Origin of the sequence: Turicibacter sp. (genome assembly GCF_017941855.1) — a bacterium.
Classification (GTDB): Bacteria; Bacillota_I; Bacilli_A; order MOL361; family Turicibacteraceae; genus Turicibacter; species Turicibacter sanguinis.
The window spans coordinates 1-5107 of sequence record NZ_JAGAVR010000015.1 but is presented as its reverse complement, the minus strand read 5'-3'; the positions used below and the strand labels follow the sequence as shown (position 1 = coordinate 5107).

The window sequence follows — 5107 nt, the reverse complement described above, 5'->3', positions numbered from 1 at the left end:
GGTCTAAATTTCGCAAGAGCTCAATTAGAACCATCTAAAAGGCTGAATCGAGCGGTTAATTCGACGTAGAAATGAAAGGAAAGCGTAATGATCGGTTTATGACCATGAAGACTTTATTGAATTTCATAGACGAATTGCTCGATAAAGCTGGATTGAATAACCCTGAGAAAAATTATTCTAATTCTCACAGAGTTCGAAAAGAATAATTAAATTCACAGGATAAGATGGTCTAAATTTCGCAAGAGCTCAATTAGAACCATCTAAAAGGCTGAATCGAGCAGGAACTGCTCGTAAAAGTCGTTTCGAATGACAGTGACTTGTCCTTTGAGTTTCTAGGCATTAGTAGACTTTATAGAGAGATTGCTGTCCGAACCTAGATTTACTAACAAAGATTCAGAAATGATGTGCTAAGTAGAAATAACGTTAAAAAGGGAGAAAACAACGATGAGCGATAAAGTATTAGAGTTTATTAAAAAAGTTCAATCTATTTCACAAATTGGCTTATCCTTTTCAACAGATCCCTACGCAATTGATAACTACAACGAATTAAAAGAGTTAAGTCTTGAAATGTTACATTCATATACGGGATTACCTAAGGCAGAATGTGACTTATATAAAGATTATCATTATCCAACACCGCAACCTGCAGTTAGAGCAATGGTTTTAAAAGATGGTAAAGTGTTGCTAGTCAAGGAAAAGGATAGTGGTGAATGGTCATTACCGGGTGGTTGGTGTGATATTGATTGTACACCCAAACAAACTGCAATTAAGGAAACATTCGAGGAATCAGGATACGTTATTGAATGCCCTAAATTATTAGCTGTATTCGATAGAAGAAATTATACACAAAAGTCTATCTATGATGTTTATTGTCTTTATTTCCAGGGCAATGTCGTTTCAGGTGAGGCAAAATGTAATCATGAAACTTCCGAAGTAGCATGGTTTGAATTAGATAATTTACCGGTCTTATCAAGAAAAAATTCAATTGAAGAAATTAAAAAGGCATATAAAGTTTATGCTGAACAATTAGAAACATATTTTGAGTAATTTACACAAAAAAAGATTTATAATGATAGTCATTTATTGATAAAATAGACGTATGTTTTTACTGTAAATTACGGTATACTTTACAATAGATACTAAACTTAAATTAAAAGGGGGCTTCCTCATGAAGTTAAAAGTTGGTGTGTTCTTTGGTGGTGAATCGGTAGAGCACGAAATCTCAATTATTTCTGCTAATCAAGCAATGCATGCTATCGATAAAGAGAAATACGATGTAGTACCAGTTTACTTATCAAAAAAGCGTGAATGGTATACAGGTGAAGCGTTATTCGACGTGAAAGAATATAAAAATATGGACGAATTGTTCAAAAAATGTCAACGTATTACCATTGTAGCTAACAAAGGTAAAATCCAAGTTGAACGTTATCCAAGTAAATTATTTGGAAATAATATTTTAAATACAATCGATGTAGCAATTCCAGTTATTCACGGAACAAATGGTGAAGACGGTGCCCTACAAGGATTCTTCGAATTAAACGGAATTCCTTACTCTGGATGTGATGTTGCTGCAGCGGCCGTTGGACAAGATAAAGTGTTCATGAAAAATATTTTACGTGATTCAGGATTACCTATCACAAATTATGTTTGGTATTATTCTTCTGATTGGTTTGCGAATCCAGAGGCATGTTTAGATGCGATTGAATCTAAATTATCTTATCCATTAATGGTTAAACCAGCTAGTCTTGGATCAAGTGTTGGGATTTCAAAAGCGAAAGACCGTGCATCATTAGAAGAAGCTATTACAGAAGCAATTAGCTACGATAATAAATTTATCGTTGAAGAAATGGTAACTCAATTAGTTGAAGTTAACTGCTCAGTAATTGGAGATTTCTCTGGTGCCAAAGCTTCTGTACTAGAAGAAGTAATGGGATCTGATGAGTTTTTAAGTTATAAAGATAAATATGAAGGTGGTGGAGGTTCTAAAGGTGCTAAAACCGGAGGAACTAAATCACAAGGTATGGCAAGTACTAACCGTATTATTCCTGCTCGTTTGACAGATGAAGGAACTAAATATGTTCAAGATCTTGCATTACAAACATTCCGTGTACTTGGTAGTGCAGGGGTTGCTCGTATTGACTTCTTAATTAATGCTGAAAACAATAATGTTTATGTAAATGAAATCAATACAATCCCAGGATCATTATCATTCTACTTATGGGAAAAAACAGACCGTGACTTTACAGGTTTAATGACAAGTCTTGTTGAATTAGCTTTAAAACGTCAACGTGAACGTGAAAACTTAACATTCTCATTCGACTCAAACGTTTTAGCATTACAAGGATCTGGAACAAAAGGGGCAAAAGGAACAAAAGCCTAATTAAATATATAAAAAGGAGCTATCATTTGATGAGCTCCTTTTTATATATCAAATAGTTGAATAGGTTTGTAAAAAATATATAAGTTCTGATGAGTTTTTCATACATGGAAAACCTAACATAGGGACGTCATGATTTAATACTACCTTTGTTGGGGAGGCTCTGAATTATAAGATGTCCTAATAGCAAAAAGGTTTAGCAACTGAACTCTAAAAATAGAAGAAATATTGATGGTTATATATGAGAAGTTATTTATTTTATTGAAAATCTAACATTGTTAACTTAAAATTAAAAGGTTAAAATGATAATAGTTACAAAAAAGGGGGACAGAGCTGTGAAAAAGGCGATATTTTTTGATATTGATGGTACTTTAATTGAAGCTAAGGACGGAATTAAAGAAATTAGACCGAATGTTCAGTCTGCGATTCGTTCTTTACAGGAAAATGGACATTATGTTTTTATTGCAACGGGAAGACCTTATGCTTTTTTAAGCCAGGCAATTTTAAATTTCGGTTTTGATGGTTTTATTTTAGCTAATGGTGCTCATGTTGTGGTTAAGGATGAGTTGTTACATAGTGAACCTCTTGATAAAGAATTTGTTAAAGAATTTACGTCGAAGCTTGAGGCAATGAATGTACAGTATATTTTAGAGGGAGAAAAACAATCCTATTTAAAAGAAACTCATAAAGAGTTTTATGAGTTTTATGATCGTGTGGGTATTTTAAATGACCTTTTTGAAAGTAATTATTCGTTAGATGAAGTTGATATTCACAAGATTGAGATGTTATGTATGACTGACGAAATTTATCAAGCTTGCCTAGAATTATTAGCAGGACATGATGAGTATGATCATGTGAGCAGTATTGATTTTGGTGTTTGCGAGCTATATTCAAAAAAGAATACGAAGGCAACTGGAATTATTAAAGCATTACAACATTTAAATATTCCAATTGAAAATAGTTATGCATTTGGTGATGGTAAGAATGATATTGAAATGTTATCAACAGTTGGATGCGGTATTGCTATGGGAAATGCATCTGATGAGGTGAAGAAGTATGCACACCAAGTAACAGAAACAGTTCATAATGATGGAGTGGCTTTCGGAATTGAAAAATTTGTGGTCTAAATATTAGATAAGATGTGACATAATCACATCTTTTTTTTATCAGAAGATGAGAAAAATCCGTTTTATTCGTATTTTTTGTCGTAATTAGCAGAAAATAATAAATAAAAAAAGTGAGGTTATTTTCCTCACTTTAAAAATTATTTTGTAACGTCAGTTGGACGAGTTACAACTTGGTCTACAAGTCCATAAGCTACTGCTTCATCAGCAGACATGAAGTTATCACGTTCTGTATCTTGTTCGATTTTTTCTAATGGTTGACCTGTTTGTTCAGCTAAGATTTTATTTAAACGATCACGAGTTTTTAAGATGTGTTTTGCAGCAATCGCAATTTCTGTAGCTTGACCTTGTGCTCCACCAAGTGGTTGGTGAATCATGACTTCACTATTTGGTAAAACATAACGTTTTCCTTTAGTACCAGCTGTTAATAAGAAGGCACCCATTGAAGCGGCCATTCCAACACAGATAGTTGAAACATCACATTTAATATAGTTCATTGTATCAAAAATAGCTAGACCTGCTGTTACTGATCCACCAGGACTGTTGATATAGATATTAATATCTTTGTCTGGATCTTCTGCTGCTAAAAATAAAAGTTGAGCAACAACAATGTTAGCTGTGTGGTCATTAATTTCCCCACTTAACATGATGATACGATCTTTTAATAAGCGAGAATAAATATCGTATGCACGCTCACCATGAGCTGTTTGTTCAATGACTGTTGGTACTAAATAACTCATAAGGCCACCCCTCTTTTTATAAAAAATTTATATAGCACATTTTACCACAGTTCAACAAAAAAATATAGCGTTGAGTCCGGTATACTCTATTTTAATATAGTTGAAGGTAATATATTCATTTTTATGGAAATTTCTTATGTTTATTTTTGTTAGTCAACTAATTATAAACGCTTACAGTAGTTTAAAACTTGATTATCATGGTACAAATTGTTAGAATAAAAATGTAGTAATTTTTCACAATATATATGTGTACTCGGTTACACGGGTTGTGACAAATAACATATTTATTATATTCTAGGAGGAATCTTCACATGGCTGTTAAAGTAGCGATTAATGGATTCGGGCGTATCGGACGCTTAGCTTTACGTTTAATGATCGAAAACAATGAATTTGAAGTTGTTGCAATCAACGACTTAACTGATGCTAAAACATTAGCTCACTTATTCAAATACGATTCAGCTCAAGGTCGTTTCAACGGAGAAATCGAAGTTAAAGACGGAGCTTTCGTAGTTAACGGTAAAGAAATCAAAGTTACTGCTGAGCGTAACCCTGCAGACTTACCTTGGGGAGAATTAGGAGTAGATGTAGTATTAGAATGTACTGGATTCTTCACTTCTCAAGAAAAAGCTGGATTACACTTACAAGCAGGAGCTAAAAAAGTAGTTATCTCTGCACCAGCTACAGGAGATATCAAAACTGTAGTTTACAACGTAAACCAAGATATTTTAGACGGAACTGAAACAGTTATCTCAGGAGCTTCTTGTACAACTAACTGTTTAGCTCCAATGGCTAAAGTATTAAACGATAAATACGGTGTACAAAAAGGATTCATGACTACAATCCATGCTTACACTAATGACCAAAAT

The 5107-nt window shown here is 33.4% G+C and carries 5 protein-coding genes; 4 read left to right on the top strand and 1 reads right to left on the bottom strand.

The window, feature by feature from the left end; all coding sequences use genetic code 11:
• Positions 1-444 precede the first annotated feature (444 nt).
• The 3 genes from J6D32_RS02705 (at position 445) to J6D32_RS02695 (ending at position 3504) form a co-directional block, all read left to right on the top strand.
• On the top strand, positions 445-1047 hold the full coding sequence (locus J6D32_RS02705; protein WP_006784477.1) for an NUDIX hydrolase: 603 nt from the start codon (positions 445-447) through the stop codon (positions 1045-1047).
• A gap of 121 nt (positions 1048-1168) precedes the next feature.
• Entirely contained in the window at positions 1169-2380 is a 1212-nt protein-coding gene (locus tag J6D32_RS02700) for a D-alanine--D-alanine ligase family protein (protein WP_006784478.1), read from the top strand.
• 332 nt (positions 2381-2712) lie between these two features.
• Positions 2713-3504 carry a Cof-type HAD-IIB family hydrolase gene (locus J6D32_RS02695; RefSeq protein ID WP_006784479.1) on the top strand — a complete coding sequence of 264 codons (792 nt, stop codon included), beginning with the start codon at positions 2713-2715 and terminating at the stop codon, positions 3502-3504.
• A gap of 137 nt (positions 3505-3641) precedes the next feature.
• On the opposite strand, the gene clpP is transcribed toward J6D32_RS02695, so the two are convergent.
• Complete coding sequence (gene clpP / locus J6D32_RS02690; protein WP_006784480.1) at positions 3642-4241, bottom strand: ATP-dependent Clp endopeptidase proteolytic subunit ClpP; 600 nt, start codon at positions 4239-4241, stop codon at positions 3642-3644.
• A gap of 311 nt (positions 4242-4552) precedes the next feature.
• Here clpP and J6D32_RS02685 point away from each other — a divergent pair.
• On the top strand, positions 4553-5107 hold a 555-nt coding region (locus J6D32_RS02685; protein ID WP_287467252.1), incomplete at its 3' end, for a type I glyceraldehyde-3-phosphate dehydrogenase.

Bases quoted from the DNA above. Each gene is read 5' to 3' on its own strand.
- clpP (WP_006784480.1), bottom strand. From the start codon at position 4,241: ATGAGTTATTTAGTACCAACAGTCATTGAACAAACAGCTCATGGTGAG.
- J6D32_RS02705 (WP_006784477.1), top strand. From the start codon at position 445: ATGAGCGATAAAGTATTAGAGTTTATTAAAAAAGTTCAATCTATTTCA.
- J6D32_RS02700 (WP_006784478.1), top strand. From the start codon at position 1,169: ATGAAGTTAAAAGTTGGTGTGTTCTTTGGTGGTGAATCGGTAGAGCAC.